22 protein-coding genes are annotated in these 18,323 nt (G+C 51.1%); 1 reads left to right on the top strand and 21 read right to left on the bottom strand.

What is annotated here, in order from left to right:
• Positions 1-48: 48 nt before the first annotated feature.
• From IAE30_RS20825 to virB11, 7 genes are all read right to left on the bottom strand, one after another.
• Positions 49-786: a DNA methyltransferase gene (locus IAE30_RS20825; RefSeq protein WP_234472814.1), complete on the bottom strand. Its 738-nt coding sequence runs from the start codon at positions 784-786 to the stop codon at positions 49-51.
• Positions 779-1,582, bottom strand: a complete 804-nt coding sequence (gene mobC / locus IAE30_RS20820; RefSeq protein ID WP_200680892.1) for a MobC family replication-relaxation protein — start codon at positions 1,580-1,582, stop codon at positions 779-781. Before mobC ends, IAE30_RS20825 begins: the two co-directional genes overlap by 8 nt.
• Positions 1,583-1,590: 8 nt before the next feature.
• Positions 1,591-3,327: a type IV secretory system conjugative DNA transfer family protein gene (locus IAE30_RS20815; RefSeq protein WP_200680891.1), complete on the bottom strand. Its 1,737-nt coding sequence runs from the start codon at positions 3,325-3,327 to the stop codon at positions 1,591-1,593.
• 780 nt (positions 3,328-4,107) lie between these two features.
• Complete coding sequence (locus IAE30_RS20810) at positions 4,108-4,413, bottom strand: dpoa decarboxylase (RefSeq protein ID WP_200680890.1); 306 nt, start codon at positions 4,411-4,413, stop codon at positions 4,108-4,110.
• A 49-nt stretch (positions 4,414-4,462) separates the two neighbouring features.
• Positions 4,463-4,765 (bottom strand): TrbM/KikA/MpfK family conjugal transfer protein, encoded by a 303-nt coding sequence (locus IAE30_RS20805; protein ID WP_200680889.1) that lies wholly within the window; start codon positions 4,763-4,765, stop codon positions 4,463-4,465.
• 48 nt (positions 4,766-4,813) lie between these two features.
• A complete protein-coding gene (locus IAE30_RS20800; RefSeq protein WP_200680888.1) occupies positions 4,814-5,212 on the bottom strand; it encodes a cag pathogenicity island Cag12 family protein in 399 nt (132 codons plus the stop codon).
• Positions 5,209-6,228, bottom strand: a complete 1,020-nt coding sequence (gene virB11, locus IAE30_RS20795; protein ID WP_200680887.1) for a P-type DNA transfer ATPase VirB11 — start codon at positions 6,226-6,228, stop codon at positions 5,209-5,211. The genes IAE30_RS20800 and virB11 overlap by 4 nt, the downstream gene beginning before the upstream one ends.
• Positions 6,229-6,265: 37 nt before the next feature.
• Here virB11 and IAE30_RS20790 point away from each other — a divergent pair, with 37 nt between their 5' ends.
• A complete protein-coding gene (locus IAE30_RS20790; RefSeq protein ID WP_200680886.1) occupies positions 6,266-7,273 on the top strand; it encodes a hypothetical protein in 1,008 nt (335 codons plus the stop codon).
• 309 nt (positions 7,274-7,582) lie between these two features.
• On the opposite strand, the gene IAE30_RS20785 is transcribed toward IAE30_RS20790, so the two are convergent.
• The 14 genes from IAE30_RS20785 to IAE30_RS20720 form a co-directional block, all read right to left on the bottom strand.
• A complete protein-coding gene (locus IAE30_RS20785) occupies positions 7,583-8,824 on the bottom strand; it encodes a TrbI/VirB10 family protein (protein ID WP_200680885.1) in 1,242 nt (413 codons plus the stop codon).
• A 12-nt stretch (positions 8,825-8,836) separates the two neighbouring features.
• Positions 8,837-9,748, bottom strand: a complete 912-nt coding sequence (virB9, locus tag IAE30_RS20780) for a P-type conjugative transfer protein VirB9 (RefSeq protein WP_200680884.1) — start codon at positions 9,746-9,748, stop codon at positions 8,837-8,839.
• Positions 9,748-10,431: a virB8 family protein gene (locus IAE30_RS20775; protein ID WP_200680883.1), complete on the bottom strand. Its 684-nt coding sequence runs from the start codon at positions 10,429-10,431 to the stop codon at positions 9,748-9,750. Before IAE30_RS20775 ends, virB9 begins: the two co-directional genes overlap by 1 nt.
• Positions 10,424-10,561 carry a hypothetical protein gene (locus IAE30_RS20770; RefSeq protein WP_200680882.1) on the bottom strand — a complete coding sequence of 46 codons (138 nt, stop codon included), beginning with the start codon at positions 10,559-10,561 and terminating at the stop codon, positions 10,424-10,426. Before IAE30_RS20770 ends, IAE30_RS20775 begins: the two co-directional genes overlap by 8 nt.
• Positions 10,562-10,644: 83 nt before the next feature.
• Complete coding sequence (locus IAE30_RS20765; RefSeq protein WP_200680881.1) at positions 10,645-11,709, bottom strand: type IV secretion system protein; 1,065 nt, start codon at positions 11,707-11,709, stop codon at positions 10,645-10,647.
• Between the two features lie 10 nt (positions 11,710-11,719).
• Positions 11,720-11,944, bottom strand: coding sequence for an EexN family lipoprotein (locus tag IAE30_RS20760; RefSeq protein ID WP_133141946.1), 225 nt, complete (start codon positions 11,942-11,944; stop codon positions 11,720-11,722).
• A gap of 11 nt (positions 11,945-11,955) precedes the next feature.
• Positions 11,956-12,660, bottom strand: coding sequence for a type IV secretion system protein (locus tag IAE30_RS20755; protein WP_200680880.1), 705 nt, complete (start codon positions 12,658-12,660; stop codon positions 11,956-11,958).
• Positions 12,661-12,680: 20 nt separating this feature from the next.
• Positions 12,681-15,425 (bottom strand): VirB3 family type IV secretion system protein, encoded by a 2,745-nt coding sequence (locus IAE30_RS20750; protein WP_200680879.1) that lies wholly within the window; start codon positions 15,423-15,425, stop codon positions 12,681-12,683.
• Positions 15,426-15,435: 10 nt separating this feature from the next.
• Positions 15,436-15,729 (bottom strand): TrbC/VirB2 family protein, encoded by a 294-nt coding sequence (locus IAE30_RS20745; protein ID WP_200680878.1) that lies wholly within the window; start codon positions 15,727-15,729, stop codon positions 15,436-15,438.
• A complete protein-coding gene (locus IAE30_RS20740) occupies positions 15,729-16,436 on the bottom strand; it encodes a lytic transglycosylase domain-containing protein (protein ID WP_200680897.1) in 708 nt (235 codons plus the stop codon). Before IAE30_RS20740 ends, IAE30_RS20745 begins: the two co-directional genes overlap by 1 nt.
• Before the next feature lie 77 nt (positions 16,437-16,513).
• The gene (locus tag IAE30_RS20735) at positions 16,514-16,747 is read right to left on the bottom strand and encodes a hypothetical protein (protein WP_200680877.1); all 234 of its coding nucleotides are present in this window, start codon (positions 16,745-16,747) and stop codon (positions 16,514-16,516) included.
• Between the two features lie 394 nt (positions 16,748-17,141).
• The gene (locus IAE30_RS20730) at positions 17,142-17,351 is read right to left on the bottom strand and encodes a TraR/DksA family transcriptional regulator (RefSeq protein ID WP_200680876.1); all 210 of its coding nucleotides are present in this window, start codon (positions 17,349-17,351) and stop codon (positions 17,142-17,144) included.
• Positions 17,341-17,925 carry a DUF2857 domain-containing protein gene (locus IAE30_RS20725; protein WP_200680875.1) on the bottom strand — a complete coding sequence of 195 codons (585 nt, stop codon included), beginning with the start codon at positions 17,923-17,925 and terminating at the stop codon, positions 17,341-17,343. The genes IAE30_RS20730 and IAE30_RS20725 overlap by 11 nt, the downstream gene beginning before the upstream one ends.
• Before the next feature lie 64 nt (positions 17,926-17,989).
• The gene (locus IAE30_RS20720; RefSeq protein ID WP_200680874.1) at positions 17,990-18,184 is read right to left on the bottom strand and encodes an AlpA family transcriptional regulator; all 195 of its coding nucleotides are present in this window, start codon (positions 18,182-18,184) and stop codon (positions 17,990-17,992) included.
• Positions 18,185-18,323: the final 139 nt, after the last annotated feature.

Here is an 18,323-nt window from a genome sequence, read left to right as displayed (position 1 = left end):
GAAAACCAGAATCTCGCTTAGGGTTGTGTCCACATTACGTGGGTAGGATCATTCTACCTGCTGAGGGTTATCCCTGAACCAGGCAAGCACTGCGGCACTGCCATCATGGATAAGATTGGCAGGCCATCGGCCATCGGGGTTTCCTTGCCTGGCGATATCCCCGTCACCTTTATTTCTGCCTCGCCACATGTGGTTGGGATCGGAACCTCCCGGTCCATTTGGATAATCATAGGGTGATTCTCCTTCTGCCAGAGGGATCCTGCATTCGCCGATGTTCAGAACGCCGGTACCATACACGTCTATGTTGGATGCTATGGTTCCCTTACATGGCTTGCGGGCTAGGGTAATCGGTTCCAGCGCCGGTTTTAACGCGTGGTGAGATTTAGGAAAGCCCGAACCGTATACCCAGCCCAGCATTCCGTCATGTCCAAATGCCGCGTCCAGCAATTTGAGCTGGTCCGGCGACAAACTTTCAATTAGGGCATGAGCAGCATTATTGGTCTCATAGAGAAATACAATCATGTCACGTATTTCAAAGCCCGCATCCTCAATACGTGCTGCCATCCGGTGCTGAGTACGGGATCCCGCGAAGGACAGCAGATGACCACCGGGTTTGAGTACGCGCAGACATTCTTCCCAGATGGCTTGTGAAGGGACATCGTAGTCCCATGTCTTCCCCATGAATTTAATTCCATATGGCGGGTCGGTCACGATGCTGTCCACCGAGTTGCCTGGCATATTGCGCAGTACGTCAAGGCAGTCGCCATGAGTCAAAATGTCATGCATGGCGTTCCCTCCCTTCATCGCCACCAGTTGATGAAGAGGGGGACTCCTGCTTATCATTGACACTATTTTCCAGCTCATCAATTGTGCGGAAGAGAAACATTTCCCGGTTCTTTGCATCAAACGGGACGGGAACGTTGTTCCTCATCACCGTCCTGATGCTGTCAAACAGCCTGACCAGCGATTCTTTGGTTTTATCATCTGGCATAACATACATCGCATAGTGCCAGCGTCCAGAGTCGCTGGCGGTCAGATGACTGTTAATTATGCTGATGTAACGGGCACGGGTTTTCATCGACCGCTCTGTTTCCACGGCAACGATGGCACCGCTGCTTAAGGTAATAATGCCATCCGGTCGGTGCCGGACGCCCAGGTGTCGCGACATAAACTCTCCCCGGTCGCCGTTAAGCCAGCCTGTGCCCCCCTTTTCCTCAAGGGCGATCCTGACCCGCTGGTTTAACAGTCGATGTTCCAGCGTGGAGTGTTTGAGTTTTCCCGGCTCAAAATAAGCGGGGAAAACTTTGTCTTTAGCGCTAACCACCATTGCCAATCCCTGCATGGTGATCCCCCACAATGATTTTTTCCCGGTCAATACCGGGTATTCATGTTTATTCAGGAAGCCCATCGCAACCGCTTTATTAAGCAGGTTATACATTGCATGGTTATGTTTTCCTTTATAGCCGACAACTTTTTTTAAGGTTCGGAAATCAGAGAATGTTTCTTCCTTGAGAAAATACAGTAATGCCCGCATTCTCCGTTTTGCGGCTTCATTTCTTTCAGAAACGTTATGGACAAGCATTGATAGCCTCACAGGTTAATGGAAGGTTTGTGGATCTGGCTTTCTTTCTCGGTATGCAGGTTTTTTGTGTGCTCAAACGAAAACAGGTCGATATATTGCTTTTTCGCTGGTATGTGGAATAGTTTGGTTGCCTTCGCCAGATCGTTCTGGGTAAAAACAAAACCAACAAATTGGGGGAGGTTGAGCAACATATTGCTGTCTATATAATATCTCTCAGCCTGGCGGATCATCCTGTCAGTTTCTATTTTCTCCGTCAGGGATATATCCGTTTTAACTTTCCTCATTTCATCGTCTACCAGAATAGAGCCGGTCATCCTTGCTACCCAGTCGGCGGTGTCCGGATCGCGAAGGCGATAAACCAGCATAAACTTGCAGTTCTCAATCACCGAACCGGCAACGGCATCACCCTCCAGGTCTGCCGGGCAGTCATACAAATCTTTTACAGACTGGTGAGCCATGATGATATGCACGCCTTTATCCCTCGCTGCGCCAAGTCCTTCAAGCGCAGGGCGGGACAGGTGATACTTGAGTTCATCAAGGAAAATAGCGACCGGGCGAGGTTTGCCTTTTATTCGATCACGCGTTTCGGCTATCTGAATCAGGCGAGTTAAAATCATTCTCTGAGCCGATATGATTTTCTGATTACGCATCGAGCCGATGATGTAACAGCATCCACCTCCATCAAAAATGGTCTTTAAGGAAAATCCGTTACGGGCATTGATGGAATTCACTAAAGCGATTTCTTCAAGCTCGCCATAAAAAGCAGGCACATCTTCACTAATGGATTTCACAAAGTCAGTGTTAAATAAGTCGCGTAACGTCATTTCCTTTTCATATATAGCTGCCGTGTTTCTGGCTGCGCGGCGATCGGCGATACGGTAAAAGTCAGCGCCTTCGCCTTTTTTACCCAGGCTGAAACCGGCATTAAACAACTCCTCCAGTTGTTCATGAGAAATATCAGCCAGTAAATCAAGCTGAAAATTAAGGTCATTCAGGTTAATAAGAACAAATTGTTTTCCCGCTTTCTGGCAGGCTTCGCGCAGAACATGTGGTGCCCACTCATCATTTTTGGGATCTTCGACAAACACGCCTTCACCTGCAAGTATTGCCTGATAAAGCAGAACACCGGCGCTCACTCCTTTACCGGAGCCTGTGGTGCCGATAAGGTCGGCATGTTGGGTCTGAAATTCTTCGGGGGTGATATACTGCGGCTGATTATCTTTATCCAGCCCGATAAAGATACCGTTATTGAGGTCAATATAATCCAGCGGATTATATGAAATGCTGTCAGGTAACATGTCCCTGACTTCGCGAACATCCGTTCTGAAATTTCTTTCAAGTTTGCTTTTTTTAATCATTCGATGTTTCAGATTGTCAATTTCTCCGGCCAGCAGTCTGCGGGCTGTAATATGAAAAGCCAGACCAGCCAGCGTAAATCCGCCAGTCAGTATCCAGAGTGATAATCTGAGCAGAATGTTATTGTCGAGTACTTTGAAGAAAAAACTCAGCCCTTGAATGGTCAGCGGTGACAGGGTGCCAAATATGAGAAAGAAGGTGGATACACCCGCTACCGATTTTAACCATATGGGGGCATTTTTTCTTTCTTCACGCGGCAGATGAAAGATGAATGGCAGCGTCAGCCCGGCAAATATGGATAATATTACCGGGTTGTGTTGCAGCCACAGCAGAAAAAAAGAAAAGGCATCCGAAAAGGCATTCAGCCTTTGCATCAGATGAGTTCCCATTGCAGTGATCTCCTGTCTGATTTCGGTGTGACGGGCGCATCACATGGGCGTCACCGATGGACGTTAAACCCCACGCCCATACGCGACGCCTATTGATGATGCCCATAAAAGGATGAAAAGCACTGAACGTCTCCGACGCTCATGCCCGTGATCCGCGCTTTCAGAAAACAGCCGACGCGTGGTCGTCAGTCCCCTGAAACGCACGTATGACGGGCAATGGCGTGTGACAATACGCTCGGGCTGGACGCTCTCACTGCCTGTCACATGGGGGTAATGTCGTGGCTGGACGCCGCGCCAAAACCCCCTGGGTCAAATGCGGCACACCGTCGCACGCTACGCGCGACCAACCCCTTTAAGACGCGCGTTTCGCCTGTTTTTTCTCGCAGGCTCCAAAAAAACGGGAACGCTGCTTTAAAGGGGTTGGTCGCGCCTGATCGGCAATATTCCCCGCTGGGGCGGGAAATATTACCTGGCTTGACGGTGTGCGGGGCTTTGCCCCCCAAATAAACCGCTGTCGTGGGCGACAGCTTTTCGCTCGCTGGGGCGGCGAAATTTATTCGGCTCCCCCCGGCCTGCTCAATTCGCTTTGGGCGAATGTTCGCAGGTGGGCGCGGTGCCTGAAAATTAGCAATTTCTGCGGAATTGAATTTTCTGTCCGCGCTCCACATACTTATTTTACGGCTTAACAATTTCTTCGAAATTGAAGCCAAAATAAGCATGCTTTAAAACCGCCGTCTGTCAGTCTGTGGCGTCATTCGAGACATTATCAATGTTTGTTATTCACATCTGTTCGCGGGCTATATCAGCCCGGCATTCTCGTTCAGCGTTTAATACTGCATGGTAGGTGTCATCATCGACTTTCGTTCCCTGACTTTCGGCATATCGCCTGAGCTTCTCGGCGTCCGATTCATTAATCTGTGACAAATGATGTCTCAATAAACCAATAAATCGACTCTCATATATCTCGTAATAAAGCCCGCATCCCTGATTGGCTTCTTTTGAAAGAGAATCATAGATACATGTGACAGATATTCTGTCGTGATGCGTTGAGTGAATATTGGCAATAAACAAGTCTTCTTTATTCACTTTTGTTTCTCCATGCAGGAAATATATTAAGATTACGGCCACTGTCAGATTACCCTCTGAACCGGCCAAACCTGGAAAGAATTTTATTCACCGCCTCCGGGTCAGCACTGGCACATTCTCCCAAGAAAGCTTTTCTGGCATTCAGTGTGTGGTTAGGTAAAAAACCGTGTTTATTCTTTTTTACGATATTGAAGAAAGCACGCTCCGCAGAACGACATTCACTTCCTCCGCTGTTTCCGATTGCTTTACCGTACATACAAAGCACCACTTCACATGGGTCAGCAGCGAAAGAATAAACAGGTGTTCCGGCAGCAATGCACAGCACTGCAGTCGCAATAACGGAATATTTCATGATGAAGTCCTTACAGTAAGGCCAGTTTCAGAATGTGAGGGAACGGTTTTAATGCGAAAAATAAATGCGAGTGTCGCTGCATGTCAGGCATCCAGAGACAGGTTGATATTCAATAACGTCTTTTGCGCCATATCGACGCAGCCAGTTTTTTGCAGTAAAGAATTCTGCGCCTGATGGTGTAGCAACAACAATACGCGCAGAGTGGGCGACCGCGTAAAATACTGCGGGCGTCCAGCGTGTCTCATTAAAATTCCGTGCGTGAATGGATAATAACCATTTATCTTTAACCACCGGAGAAGGAATGATAACCGGGTTGTCTCGCCATTGCGGTAAACCGGTATCGACTGACTGGGCCGGTTTATCCCATTCAACAGGCATCGGTGGCGGGGGTGAAGAACAGCCGGAAAGTACCAGCGAAAATAGCAGCATATTGATAACCTTCATCATGCTTTCATCTCCTCAAAAAAGGCGCTGCGGTGCAGTGGCCGGAAATATATATCATTCATCCGGCGCACATTACCGTCCAGGTCGATACTCACGATAACGTCCAGACTGTCCAGTACCTTGCGTAACATAAAGGTGTGAGGGAGTCGGGCGCATTGCCGGTTTTCATAACAGCGGGTAATAAACCCGTCTACCGCTTCCATTGCCGAACCGGCATGGATAGAGGTCATACTGCCTTCATGGCCGGAACCGGTTATCTTGAGAAAATCCCATGCTTCACCACCGCGTACTTCGGTTAACAGTATGCGGTCGGGATTCATGCGGTAATTCCAGCGCAGCAGGCTGGCGGGCGTAACAATTGACCCTTTTTCATCTGCCGATTCCGACGGATAAAAAAGGTGGACGTAGTTTTTATGAGTAAATAAGGTGATTTCCGGATTATCTTCAATGGTTGTAATACGCAGATGGCGCGGAATAAAACCAATAAGCATCTTCATATAGGTGGTTTTTCCGGTACTGGTTTCCCCGGCCACCGCAATGGTTTTACCGTATTCCACACATTTCTCCATAAAGCGTGGAATGTCTTTTGCGTCATATAAGGCTAATAATTCCTGATCGTGCGTCTGCGTTTTTTCCGTGCCCGTCACTCTGTTATAAAACCCGGCGGCAATATAGTCCTGATGCGGAATTTGCACCAGTGAGGGTTTACGCAGGGTGATGGACACCGTGTTACGCTCGCAGGCCGGGGGCACAATCACCTGACAACGTTCGCCTGATTCCAGCGTGGCTGACAGCCCCGGCTTGATATCTTCGATATTGTCGCCGTGATGCTTCGCCAGGCATCTGGCAAAGTTGTAGCAGCCCTCATAATCTAGCGGAACAGTATGCTGTTCCCAGATGCCACCAATTTTGGTGAATAGCTCGCCTGGGCGGTTGACGGCGATCTCTGTCAGCCCCCGGCGATCCAGAAAATCGCCAAAAAATCGCTGCTTATAGCGGTCGAGAGAGAGGTTTTTCATGTGATATCCTTGAATCGGATGAACGTATGGAGGGAGCATGTCGAAGACGAAGGTACTGTTCGCTTATTGCCATGAACTGGGGCGCTGCTTGTCCATTGATGAAGCGCGAACGGAGTTTTTTTCCAGAAAGCCGGAAGAAAGAAAGCGGTTCACTTTTTCCTGTAGCGATCGCAATTGTAATGTCACCATTAGCGGCGTTAACTATCACGTCAAAGCTGAAGATGGTGAAAAATTCAGGGCTGCACACTTCCGTTCACCCCATCCTCACAAGTTCGGATGTGAATGGGTCGAGTTTACCGAAGATGCCGATCAGGACAGACGTCCGGACGAATCAGAAGCTGATTTCACGGAAAGAAAAGCAAAGCAAAAGCTGACGGACTATATCAACTGCTTTGATCCTTCAATTGATGATCCTGATGATGAGCCAGCCGATCCCGCTAAGCTTGTTACTCCTGCATATGTAAAAAAACCTGACGGGGATGATGATAAGCCCGGTACAGGTGAAGAGCCCCGCTGGAGCCGCTATACGCGAACCAACCAGCTGCAGCGACTGATCGACACATGGCAGGAAGCGAAAGAGACGCTGCCTCAGGATGAGTTCAGGGCATTGAGACTCAGGATCATGCATCACGGTCAGGTTTATCTTCATGAATATTTAACGCATATTCAGCGAGGATTGACTAACCCCTACGCGGGCGTCATTTATGGCGGTGGGACACTAATGCATCGGTATGGACGGGGTTTTCTTATTAATTTCTTTGATAAACATGAGGGTAAACCTGTTCGCCTGTATGTCAGTAAAGATCTGATGGCGAAAGGCCGGTTTGGTCATTATATCGATGAAATTCTGGACACAGAGAACGTCAGGTATTTCCGTGTATTCCTGCTCAATCCGGTTGTTTCTGAACGGGAAAACAGCGCAGGAAAATCCGTTATCAACCTTGAAATATCAAAACTACGTCAACTGGCGATTTACTACGAGCTAAACTCCAGCAAGGCAGATGATTCTCCATCACCGGAGAAGGATGGGGATAGTCCGGCATAGCGGGCTAATGTCGTCGCAAGAATGATAATATCGGTGACGTCAGGCAGCGATATCTGCTTATGTGCCAGCCGGATATCGTCTGAGGTAAAAGGCGCTACATCCAGAGGACCTTCACAGATGGTGAGGCAGAACGTATGTCCTTCCCCTGAGGAAATGATGAGCTCTGTCAATGCGCCCCCGGCACGATAGCATGTCATGACTATTCTCCTGATCCCGTTAAGGTGTGACATTACGTCGTTGATTACGGCATTGTTGCAATCGTCCCTTACGATGACGTCTGTCGCGGTGACGCCAAACAGAAACTTTCGATTATTCACTCTTCATCCTCAGCGTATAGATGCCGGAAAAATCAATATCCCGACCTGTGATCAGATTGATGATCTCCCCCTGATTTTTGTCTAGGGTCGGTGGAATATTGATGCTGTTTTCCAGCGTGGTACGTGCCATATCCGCCATAGCCTGACGGCTGTTTTCGGTATAGTCCGTGTTTCGATCTTTCTGACCAGCACTGTTGGATGCCCATGCACCAATATCAGGGATCATACCAACCAGTAATGCGCCACCGAATCGCTCTCTGAAATGCGTGTCGATCCAGCCGTCAACGCCAGCCTCGCCCAGTTCTCCGGCAGCACGGGTATCGACCAGCGGAATATCAAGGTAAGGGGGCTGGCGGGTACGCAGTTTTGTGATGATGAGAAAGGCGCGTTCCTGTCCGTGCGTCATCCCTGTCGCTGCGCCAGTCTGGTAAATGCCCGTGGCGGTGGTCCCTTTTTCAATCAGCCTCGTATGACCGCTGGCACTCCAGATATCTTCGGCGATCGTGCAGCGGATTTTCCCCGCCCGGTCCGAGACAAAGCGGTAATCCAGAGAACAGGGAATGGCGGTATTTTCCGGAACGTACAGGTCCGGGTTGTAAGGGATACGCTGGACCGCTGCAGGAGAGAGTTCCGGTTGTGGTGCGGTGGTATTTTGCCGGGCAGTGGATGACATTTCTGATGTTTGCCCGTCAGCGGTTGCATGCGTCATCTCCTGCTGCCGGGTCCGTACCGGTGTTTGGGGCGCAGCGGCTGACCCATCGCGACGAATCAGAAAATGGGCTTTATCAAGTTGAGGTGGCATCTCAGCCTCCGGGGCTGTCGTATTGCGCGGGTTGTTTTCCGCCGGTTCCGACGCTTCGGCTTCGGCATTTTGCGTACCCAGATCGGTTCGCTGCCGGTAATCGCGCCGGTTCGGCTGTGGCGCAGCATCCTGCCGCTTATCTTCACCGGGTTGCCAGAGCAGATTGCGGTATACCCAGTTGCCTGCCCATGCCAGTGCAATCAGCGCAACGGCGGCCATCGCCAGAAACGCGGTGGCTTTCCCGCGCCTGCGCTTTTTCAGTTTGTTGACGGCGGGTTGTAGTGGATCATTCTCTTCATTGTCCTGCTCTGTGAGAAGTGCCGCTTCCCGCTTTGTACGGGCCTCGCGCTCCAGCGCGGCAATATCGTCATCTGTCTGTGCCGGAGAAGGTCGGACTCCATCAGACACAGAATGCTGGTATTCGTCATTCATCAGCATGGCTCCTTAGTTGTCAGTGAGTTGAGGTTTTTCCACCCGTTCAACCTGTGGAGAAACCGTGGCACCATCAGCGGCCTGGACCCTGCCAAATCCACGATTTTCCAGGCCGACTACGGCGTTACCGGAACGCAGGACCAGACGGGGCGTGACCTCCTGAATGACCAGTACGGTGAAGTCGCCTTTTCTGCGGACACTGCTGTTAATCACATGCTCCTGGCCGTTGAGCTCTTTCGTTACGGAGGGGATGGATTTGGCCGGAGAGAAACCCACGAACGTAAAGCGGCCATCGTCATACGCAAAATCGGGAACAATCCGGACGCTGTCGCGCCCCGGATATTTGAGGTAGTCCCAGTTGCGTGGCGTCTGCGCGGCATTCAGGGCCTGCTGAATGTCAGTCTGCTGTTGTTTTTGCTCCCGCTCCAGCGCTCTGGCTGCTGTCTCACGGCTGGCCTTCTCCCTGTCTTCGCCCGGATAACGGTAACTCACTTGGAAAGCAGGCTGTTGCGATGACTTATCATCGATGACGTTCAGCTCGATGTTGTACAGCCGCCGGGTGGTGACGACCAGCAGGTTGGTGTGCCAGTCCCGGCTGTTGGGCGGGATGACCACCTGCGTGGTATTACCGTCCGCGCCGGGCGCGCCCTGAACGAGCGCCACCGGACGGATGTTGACCCTGTTGGCGTCCGGTGTGGCTTCCCATGCCTCCTCAAAACCGGGTCTGGCGCTGAGAACTGCCTCATCGATGTCAAAGACCAGCGTGGTCATGAAGCCAGGCCGGGTACTGACGACGGTAACGTTCAGCGGGTTATAGACAACCTGCTGAACGCGGGCATCATAGCGGCTCGCCTGCGGAATGACCGCGCTCCATGCCCTGTCGCACAGCATCAGCGCCAGTGCGATAAGGATGATGCTTTTCATTATTCACCTCCCCGGATTTCACGGTCTGCTTGCCAGCTGGTCACGGTAAAACCGAACGGGTTAATCTCTCGCTCCGTATCGCTCATTTCTTTGCCTGGGTCGGAGTGGAACGTCAGGCGGGCATCCCAGTATTCTGTGCGGGTGCTGTTGTCCGCGAGGCGGCGGATAGTCTTTTTGTATCGGAGAGTTGCGACTTTATCGGGGGCAGTGCCTTCGGTGATCTGGTTTGACAGGATGTCGATTTGCACGGTATGAGCCGCGTTCTGCCAGACCTTGTCCGGGGCATCTTTTCCGGCATACAGCGCCAGATAGTCATCGTTGACTGGAGGACTGTTAAAAACCTGTACTGTTGCATAATCGTCCTGCAGGGAAGGGTACACGTATCGTTCACGCAGTCTGACGTAGCTGGCGGTCATCGCCTTCTGATAAGCCTCCTCGGCCGTCAGGCTGGTCTTTGATACGCGGGTGACGTGCTCCACCCGCCCGGTATGATTATCCACTGTGTACAGTTCAATGACCGTTTGTTTCAGCGGCAACATCAGCACTACGGCGATAAGCGCCAGTGCGGCGAGGAGCAGCCCCGCGCCGCCCACCATAAACCCGGCTTTTGTGGCACGTTTGTCCCGCTCAATCATCTGCTGCTCAAAGGTGCGGGAATCCGCAATGAGGGTTTGTTCACTCATGACTGTTTAACTCCGTCATAATCTGAGGGGTGTTCACCGGGATGCCCTGACCACCAAAGGCAGGAGGACGGGGAGACTGCGCGCAACCGGAAAGCGCGCACAGCAAAGCCAGCGCAATCAAGCGTTTCATGGGGTGCTTCCTTAGTGAGATGAAGACAGGGTTATGTTTTCGTCGGAGGAATTAACGGGAGTATTTCAGCAGGGATAACAGGTTTAACGATGGAATTTTTGAACGGCCGTTTCTCTTGATTGCGCCAGTCGCCGGGCTTCGTTGCGGGCAATCATCTGCTCAATCGCGTTTTTACGTGCCTGAGCCGCACTGTATCCCGGACCACTGCCGGGTTTACCCGCACTGGCATTTCTCCAGCCCTGAATATTGTCCTGAAGGGCGCGGGTTGTCTGCTGCCCGGCTCCTGCTGCCAGTTTCCCGGCACCAAACGCTGTCGCGCCGATACCCACCGCTGCCAGCCCCTGCATGGATATGGTTGCACTGGCTCCGGCCAGCGCTCCGGCCAGTTTTGCGGAGAGGTAGACCAGTATTGCAGCACAGACACCGGCCAGACAGACCTGTGCGCCTAACTCCACAATGTTGGATTGTGCTGACAGTTGGGTTGCAATATCTAACCGCGAGTTTAGATAATTAACGACAATGCGCAGTGACAACGCAGAAAACAGAACCGTTAATATGGCGGCGAAAACATTTTGCAGCCAGTTGTTAAACATGGGGCGTAAAAAGCCATACAGCAGACAAAAGATAAAGATGGGGGCGGTAATACTCAGCAGTAAAACCATGACTTCCGCGATCATTGAAATGAAAGCAGTGATAATCATTAAAACGAATATCCCGAGCCAGACATAAAATTGAGCCGTCATTCCCTCATCTTTTATGTACGTTGAGTTATCCATGTCGTGTAACGTTTTACCCAATACTTTCGCTTTACCCCATAAGCTATCCAGTAACTGCCAGATATTATCGCTGCCGGAAAATCCCTCCTTTAAGCCATTGATGGCGTCAATAACCCCATCGAGATAACCGCTGACATTTGCCACAAAGGACAGGATGATCGCCATCCTCATGATGTCCCACATGACATCCTCCATTGGCGTGGACAACTTACCAGCCAGAGTCTGGTAACCGCGCCACATGATATAGAGCGTGGCTGACGTTGCCGCCAGCCCCACCATCATGGAAGAATATGACATCATCAGTCCTTTTGTGGCGTCAGTAACTCCTCCTATCAGGTGTTTTTCAACACCGATAAATACACCACCGGGCATATTAACCTCACTATGAGTTCAGGTCGGGAGTGGGGGCATTTAATTGCTGAATTTGATAATGGGCTTCATTGGCGTTTTTACAGTTATCTGAGGCATCGCCGGTTTTTTGGCATTTTTCATACACCGCTTTTAGCTCATCGGGATGATCTTTGTACCACTGAGTGGTTTTGGCTTCTTCTTTGCAGCCACTGATGATGAATACTAAGGACAGGAAAGAGAGGGTTAATAAACGCATGTGAGACTCCTTTAGCCGTTTAAATCAGGGGTTGGTGCACTTAACTGTTGCTGATTCCACTGTTTAATACGCACATCCTCGAGTACTTTTTCACGCTTTTCTGCTGCCTTCACGCTCATTTCCCACTGGTCAGTGAGCGTGTTCAGCATCACTGATTTTAGCTGAATACTGTTGGCAAGGTCCTGAGACTCCTTTGTGTCTTTGGATAGTGCGATACGGTTAGAGAGGCCATTAATCTCGCCCAGCGTTTGGCTGACCTGCTCCTGGATCTCGCCAGTCTGCTCAAACTGTATCGCTTTGTTGATAACCAACTGTTTGCAGGTATTGGCATAACTTCCTGACTGTTCCGCATTGCAGGTATCGAAAACCCGGTACTTCGCGTACAGCGCATCGAACTGTCCTGAGGTGCCGCCGGAAAGTAGCAGATCATTGAGTGTCTGGCCTGGCTTGCGCAGTTTTTCCAGATCCGATTTCAGACTCTTCGCCTGATCCACAAAATCTGCGATATCCCGGACGCCGGTGGCTGTCGCTAACTGATTTTTATACGCCTGGATCTGGTTCTGATAATGTTGCGCCGTCTGCATCCAGCGCTGTGCTTCTTTTAGCCATTCGAGCTCACGCAGCGGGTCAGCATCAACAAGGACCGGAATACCGGCGTGCGCCAGCGGGCTGACAATGACGCACGCGAAAATCAGGGCATGAAAACGTCTTTTCATCACGGATCTCCTTTGGATTATCAGAGTGCCTGAGCCAGGTAGGAATCCAGCCATTCATGGGGCTGCATCCCTTCGCGGTACAGGGAATCAAAGATTTCGAGGTTGTCGGTGCTGCCGCTCATCACTCGGGTGTATCTGCCGATACCTGAGAGGTCGAGCGTCACGCGTGCAGCAAAACGTTTTGTGTCGCCACGCCTGAACTGATTTTTCACTACCACATACTGACGGGCCTGCGGATCCAGATTTTTCACTACATCGAACACTTCCGGTTCAAATTTCATCCCGTCAACATAGTGTGCCCGGTCAGCATTGGGGTTAGCTGCCAGGATCTGTGTTCCGCACTGCTCAATGATGGCGGGCGCAATCTCATCCCTGATGATCTCCGCCGGGGACTGCGTTCCCACAACCAGCATTCCGTTGAGCTTACGGATGGTTTTCAGCCGGTTATAGGCGAAATCCTTAAAGATCGGATCCCGCAGCCATTTCCAGAACTCATCCATGAAGATAACCAGTCGTCGACCGTCGAGCAGCGTGGTGATGCGGTACAGCAGATAAAAGGAGATCGGCGCACAGACGTTGGCATCATCCAGAAACTCCGTGCCGTCAATGCCAAAGTTATCGCAGTGGCTGATATCGAAGGTGTCTGAGGCGTTATCAAACACCCAGCCGAATTCGCCACCCTGCGCCCACTGCGACAGGCGAATGCTCAGTCCGTTCTCCTGTGCCTCCCGGGTGGCAGGCTCTGGCAGATTCTCCAGTAAACGGGTGATCCCATAGATACGGTACTGTGGTTCATTACTCATCACTGCCAGTACGGCGTCATTCAGACGGCGTTCATCTCGGGGCGTGATGGTCGCGCCGTTACGTGTACACAACAGTTTCATCAACTGACTGATGAAACTGATATTGCGTTTCGTCGGCTGCAGAGAAAACGGGTTCCACCCCGTGGGGTCGCCATGTGTGATGCGGTAGTAACGGCCTCCCAGTGCCCTTATATTCATCTCCGCGCCCCGATCCTTGTCCAGATAAACGGTGGTCAGTCGTTTGGTTTTCGCATCAGGGGAAAAACTGTCCTTACGCCCGTATTTCTGCTGCATGTTTTCAAGGAACGTCATCAACATGGTTTTACCCGAACCGTTGGTGCCAAGAATGCAGGTACTGGCCGGGTTCTTCTCATTGAATTCGTCCTTGTCCGCCAGCGTGTTATGCAGGTTCAGATAGTAGCCATCCCCTGACGGGGTGCGCAGTAAGGCCATCGCATCCCCCCAGGGTGCGTTATCGCGCTTGCCGGGATAGAAATTGTGCAGCGCGGCCAGCTCAACAAAGTTCTGACTGCTCAGCTCGCCCTTGCGGGGACGCAGGTGATAATTGCCGGGTAGTTGCGCCATATACGCAGCTGAAAGAGAAAGTGCGGCGGGAACCGGTGTAATGCCAAGGTTGTTCAGGGCATTGCTGATTTCACTGGTATCGGCCACCAGATTGTCCAGCGAGTGGGAAAACACCATGATGGAGAAATGGTGTTTTCCATAGGCGATTTTCCCCGAGGTCAGCAGGTCAAGTGCCACATCCAAATCCAGTCGCTGTGACACCGCATCATCATCCGAACTCATTAACAGACGGCGGGTGCGTTTTATGGCTTTCCGGGCTTCTTCGCGTGACATGCAGGTGTAGGACTGCGTGATCACGTAATCGCAGGGGGCGTACAGCAGCGAATCCATCATCCCTGTCGCGGTCTCCTCCGGGAACTCCTTCACTTCCAGCCCCCGGAAATACCGTGTACCGCTGGCGTGGTTTATCTGTCCGGACTCGCCAGAAAAGAACAACGCCGTCGACCCCATCATCGAATACGCCGGAGCGCGGGTAACGCGCACCTTGCGCCACTGGTGCGTCAAAAGGTACTCATAAAAGGATAACTGGGAGGAGAATACCGCGTGACCTTCGGTGAACGTGCCAAGAGATCGTGCGGCGTAGCGTGACAGTGCGGTATCTAGCGAACCTTTGATTTCCAGCATTTCCCGCAGTGCTGCATCAAGCTCCTTGAGCTTCTTGCCGTCATTCATGCGTCTGCGTCCGGCTTTTTCCAGGCTGACAAACGGACGGTAGCAGGCGGTCAGGAACAGGCGGTTACGGCGAAATGGGTCTGCCGCCAGCGAAGCATAATACAGACGGCTGATTTCATCGGCGTAAGGGTTGCCGGATGCCTTATGCAGCGAATCGGTAAACGGCTCCCGCACGTTATGGATATAAAAGGTGACCGGCATCCCCTCGAATGAGCGGATGAGTCCGTGCAACTGGTTGCGGTCAATACTGAGGGTTTCTTCTGATTCGCAGTCAAACGGGGTCCCTGTCAGTTCCCAGGTGCAGTAGAGATCACTGTGTGGTGAGCGAACAACATGCTGATGAATATGCGATGAATACGGAATGTACTTACTGAGCGTGGCACACTGATTCAGTTTCATGGCGTTGAGAAACTCCGTGATATCAACAGCATCATGCTCAACGGGCATAAACGCTGTTGCACCAAACAGACGGTTTGCTGCCGGTTTTCCTCTTGCCCTGAGCCAGACGGCAATCAGGCTGAACCGCATGGGCTCATTCCGGGTGACGGATTTCATCACCAGAAATTCAACCGGGAGCAGGGCAAGGAAAGCGACGGAAGTCCAGACAGCGACGATGATGGTGATACCGGTGACTCCCAGCAGGGGCACCATCGGCACCCCCCACAATGCCGCCGGGCGTTTCATTGCTTTGAGCAGCTTTGCCATAGATGACCTCTCAGCTCATCAGCAGTGCGCCGATCTCACTGCCTCCACCAATCAGGATCCCGCCAATAATGATGTAGGCGCACTGGGACAGGCTTTCGCCTTTCCAGAGCGTCTTGTAACCAACCCAGATCACGGCCACGGTGATGGTGATGGCCGCCAGACCATGAAGACCGGTGGAGACCTTTTCCATCACGGTATTTGCGCGAGAGAAACCATCGGCAAAGGCCGTGGTTGTAGAAAAAACCATGAGCACACTTACGGAAACAGCACTGACAGCGGTCTTTAGCTTGCGAAAAAGTGTCATTATTCTTCCTCACGGGGTGACTGAGAGAGGCTGCGACGTACTGACGGCGCGGAGGTCTGTGCGATGGCGATTTTCCCCTGACGGAGTTTTGCGGGGATGCCCCGGACGACGGTCCCCGGCCAGATCAGACGGGGAGGGGATGGCTTATCAGCAGGAATGGATTCCAGGAGAGTCGATGTTGTGGATTTATCCTCGCGGGTGCCTGGTACGGCATAACGGGGAGACGCCGAAACATAACCCACCCGCTGCACATAGCTGGTCCCGGAAAAAGCTGCTTCAGGTTTTTGTCCGGTACGGAAATTGCCGGAGTAATAGCAGCTCAATGCTCTTTTAAGAGAATCGCCACGTTGGTAGCAGTCGCTGAGAATGTGTTCAAAAACGGATAAATTGGTGCAGGAATCAAGCAGGTCAGATGCCGTCACGCCGTAATGTTGGAAATTGGTGCTGGTGATTTGCATCAGCCCCACAGAGTAACGGCGTCCCTGTGCCATAAGGCGGCGAATAATGAGCTCAGCTTTGTCCCGGCTGGCGGGCTGATGGGAGATAACATTGTTATCTCCGGGGGAGCGAGTGGCCTTAGGAATTATTTCGGCGATGGCATAGGGGTTAAAACCTGATTCCACCCGTGCCACGTCGAGCGCAGTGGACGGATGAATGCTGGCGGCACACTGCATGGCCGCCGCCAGAAAGGCAGTGGTGGAAAGCATGATGGCCTCGGAATTTAAGGCAGCGTACACAGGCAGTGGCTCCTGCACGCAGCAGAGTAAGGAGTAATAAAAGAGGGTTAAAGCGCCGTTTCGCCGGGCTCCGCACTCTGTGGCGGATTGCTATCCTCCCGTGGCTCAAGCAGGACCAGTTTGCCGGAAACAGCAATACCGGGTGTCAGGACAATATTCAGGCCGGGTTTGCCGTTATGGGCAAATGCCACGCCAACCCTGGTCCAGTAGGTGTTTTTTTCGCCCTGCGTATCGGGCGGACCTTCCTGGGTGACAAATACGTGGTAGATGGGTTTTCTCATGAATTATCCTCTCATCAGAACGACAACGAATGAAATAAACGGGTCACATCCCGATTCTGCATTCCGGTTTTAACGGGTCAGCGAGAACATTCAGCGGCACCCTGAATTGTGGTTGTGTGACAGCCCGTTCCGTATTATTAAAGAGCAATACCCGGCCCGGACGAATTAACGTCCATCAGGGCAACCTTCTGTAATGACGTGTTCAGCATGAGGGATCTGGATCGAGTGATAAACGATAAACTCAAAACAAAAATGAAAGAGTTAATCGGATGGATAAATAAAGAAATGGGGGAAAAGGAAAGGAAGTGGAAGTAAATTATGGGGGGTGTTTTTATTTTCTGATACAGATAAAGACGTATGAGAATTTATTACTCATACGTCTTTTGGTTCTCATTTAACACCGACGGCGTTCAAGTTTATCCTGACATTCCGTACAGGTTGTTACGCCCGGTAGTGCTTGCCGTCGTTTTTCAGGAATAGGTTTACCGCATAAACGGCAGTGGAATAATGATGGTATTATTCCTGGTTTGAGGCGGCTCTGTTCAATCATCTCTTCCAGTCGTTGTTCATTGAACTCCTGATCGCGGTCGATCTCATCTGGCATGTGATGCCCTCCTTTTGGCGGATTCCTTCTCGCAGAGTGTGATGCGCTTCCAGACGGTGGTGAGAGACAGACCTTCGGCCATCGGTAGCAGGGCTTCCGTTACTATCATCATGGCAATTAGTGCATTGGGCGATTGTAGGTTGCCAACCCGACATTTTTGCCATTGCCGCCAGATTTCAGCATCCGTCTCTTCGTCCGGTTCAGGAGGCCGGCCATAAGGCACGCTGACACCTAGCAACCGACGACGAAGGCAGGTTTCGTTGGAGGTGAGACCATAATACTGGTTAAGCAAAGCGATAGAACCACCCAGCCTTATAGCCCGGTTAATCTGCTGTAGTTGGAGGTATTCCTGGCGGGCATGTGACAATAAGTGACGCAGAACATCATGGTGGACATTGACTGCTAGAAAGGGAGCTGCCGCCTGACTAACAGTAAATAGTTCATCCAGCGAAAGCTGATTAAGAGCATTCATTTCGTCCAAAGTGAATCCGAGGGATTCGCAGTGACGAAAATTGCCACTTTTTAGTGCGTTCAGCGCATCGGTTAAGATGGCGTAATTAATAGATGGGATCATCCGGTTATCTCCTGACTCTGTATTACAGGACGGAAGTTAACTAAATTAAAAAAAACAGGCATCATCATCGGTCATCACGTCCGGATAATTTCAAGTTGATCCATTCATCAATTTCCGATTCAAGCCAAGCTACGCTGGATGGGCCTATTTTAATGGAGCGCGGGAAAATACCATTTTTCATATACAGATATATCTGAGAGCGTCTAAGGCCAGTTTTCTTCTCGACTTGATTAAGACGTAGTAATTGGTGAGATGTCATAGATCCTTTCCTCAACATGAATGAAAAGTCTGAGACATAAAGTAAACACGGGGAGAGAAGTGGATAAAGAAGATGAACCCGTCTTAAGGGAGAGTGAATCCTAAATACGGGTGTTTATTTAAGAAGGCTTTTGGAAACA

Origin of the sequence: Pantoea sp. S61, from assembly GCF_016625145.1 — a bacterium.
Taxonomy (GTDB): Bacteria; Pseudomonadota; Gammaproteobacteria; order Enterobacterales; family Enterobacteriaceae; genus Pantoea; species Pantoea rwandensis_B.
This window is presented reverse-complemented; position numbering and strand designations above follow the sequence as displayed.

What these genes read in the sequence shown, in the direction of transcription:
- IAE30_RS20775 (WP_200680883.1), bottom strand. Translation starts at nt 10,431, where the DNA reads ATGAGTGAACAAACCCTCATTGCGGATTCCCGCACCTTTGAGCAGCAG.
- IAE30_RS20750 (WP_200680879.1), bottom strand. Translation starts at nt 15,425, where the DNA reads ATGGCAAAGCTGCTCAAAGCAATGAAACGCCCGGCGGCATTGTGGGGG.
- IAE30_RS20800 (WP_200680888.1), bottom strand. Translation starts at nt 5,212, where the DNA reads ATGATGAAGGTTATCAATATGCTGCTATTTTCGCTGGTACTTTCCGGC.
- IAE30_RS20770 (WP_200680882.1), bottom strand. Translation starts at nt 10,561, where the DNA reads ATGAAACGCTTGATTGCGCTGGCTTTGCTGTGCGCGCTTTCCGGTTGC.
- IAE30_RS20725 (WP_200680875.1), bottom strand. Translation starts at nt 17,925, where the DNA reads ATGATCCCATCTATTAATTACGCCATCTTAACCGATGCGCTGAACGCA.
- virB9 (WP_200680884.1), bottom strand. Translation starts at nt 9,748, where the DNA reads ATGAAAAGCATCATCCTTATCGCACTGGCGCTGATGCTGTGCGACAGG.
- mobC (WP_200680892.1), bottom strand. Translation starts at nt 1,582, where the DNA reads ATGCTTGTCCATAACGTTTCTGAAAGAAATGAAGCCGCAAAACGGAGA.
- IAE30_RS20790 (WP_200680886.1), top strand. Translation starts at nt 6,266, where the DNA reads ATGTCGAAGACGAAGGTACTGTTCGCTTATTGCCATGAACTGGGGCGC.
- IAE30_RS20760 (WP_133141946.1), bottom strand. Translation starts at nt 11,944, where the DNA reads ATGCGTTTATTAACCCTCTCTTTCCTGTCCTTAGTATTCATCATCAGT.
- IAE30_RS20745 (WP_200680878.1), bottom strand. Translation starts at nt 15,729, where the DNA reads ATGACACTTTTTCGCAAGCTAAAGACCGCTGTCAGTGCTGTTTCCGTA.
- virB11 (WP_200680887.1), bottom strand. Translation starts at nt 6,228, where the DNA reads ATGAAAAACCTCTCTCTCGACCGCTATAAGCAGCGATTTTTTGGCGAT.
- IAE30_RS20755 (WP_200680880.1), bottom strand. Translation starts at nt 12,660, where the DNA reads ATGAAAAGACGTTTTCATGCCCTGATTTTCGCGTGCGTCATTGTCAGC.
- IAE30_RS20825 (WP_234472814.1), bottom strand. Translation starts at nt 786, where the DNA reads ATGCATGACATTTTGACTCATGGCGACTGCCTTGACGTACTGCGCAAT.
- IAE30_RS20805 (WP_200680889.1), bottom strand. Translation starts at nt 4,765, where the DNA reads ATGAAATATTCCGTTATTGCGACTGCAGTGCTGTGCATTGCTGCCGGA.
- IAE30_RS20720 (WP_200680874.1), bottom strand. Translation starts at nt 18,184, where the DNA reads ATGACATCTCACCAATTACTACGTCTTAATCAAGTCGAGAAGAAAACT.
- IAE30_RS20815 (WP_200680891.1), bottom strand. Translation starts at nt 3,327, where the DNA reads ATGGGAACTCATCTGATGCAAAGGCTGAATGCCTTTTCGGATGCCTTT.
- IAE30_RS20765 (WP_200680881.1), bottom strand. Translation starts at nt 11,709, where the DNA reads ATGCCCGGTGGTGTATTTATCGGTGTTGAAAAACACCTGATAGGAGGA.
- IAE30_RS20785 (WP_200680885.1), bottom strand. Translation starts at nt 8,824, where the DNA reads ATGAATGACGAATACCAGCATTCTGTGTCTGATGGAGTCCGACCTTCT.
- IAE30_RS20740 (WP_200680897.1), bottom strand. Translation starts at nt 16,436, where the DNA reads ATGCTTTCCACCACTGCCTTTCTGGCGGCGGCCATGCAGTGTGCCGCC.
- IAE30_RS20730 (WP_200680876.1), bottom strand. Translation starts at nt 17,351, where the DNA reads ATGCCAGATGAGATCGACCGCGATCAGGAGTTCAATGAACAACGACTG.
- IAE30_RS20735 (WP_200680877.1), bottom strand. Translation starts at nt 16,747, where the DNA reads ATGAGAAAACCCATCTACCACGTATTTGTCACCCAGGAAGGTCCGCCC.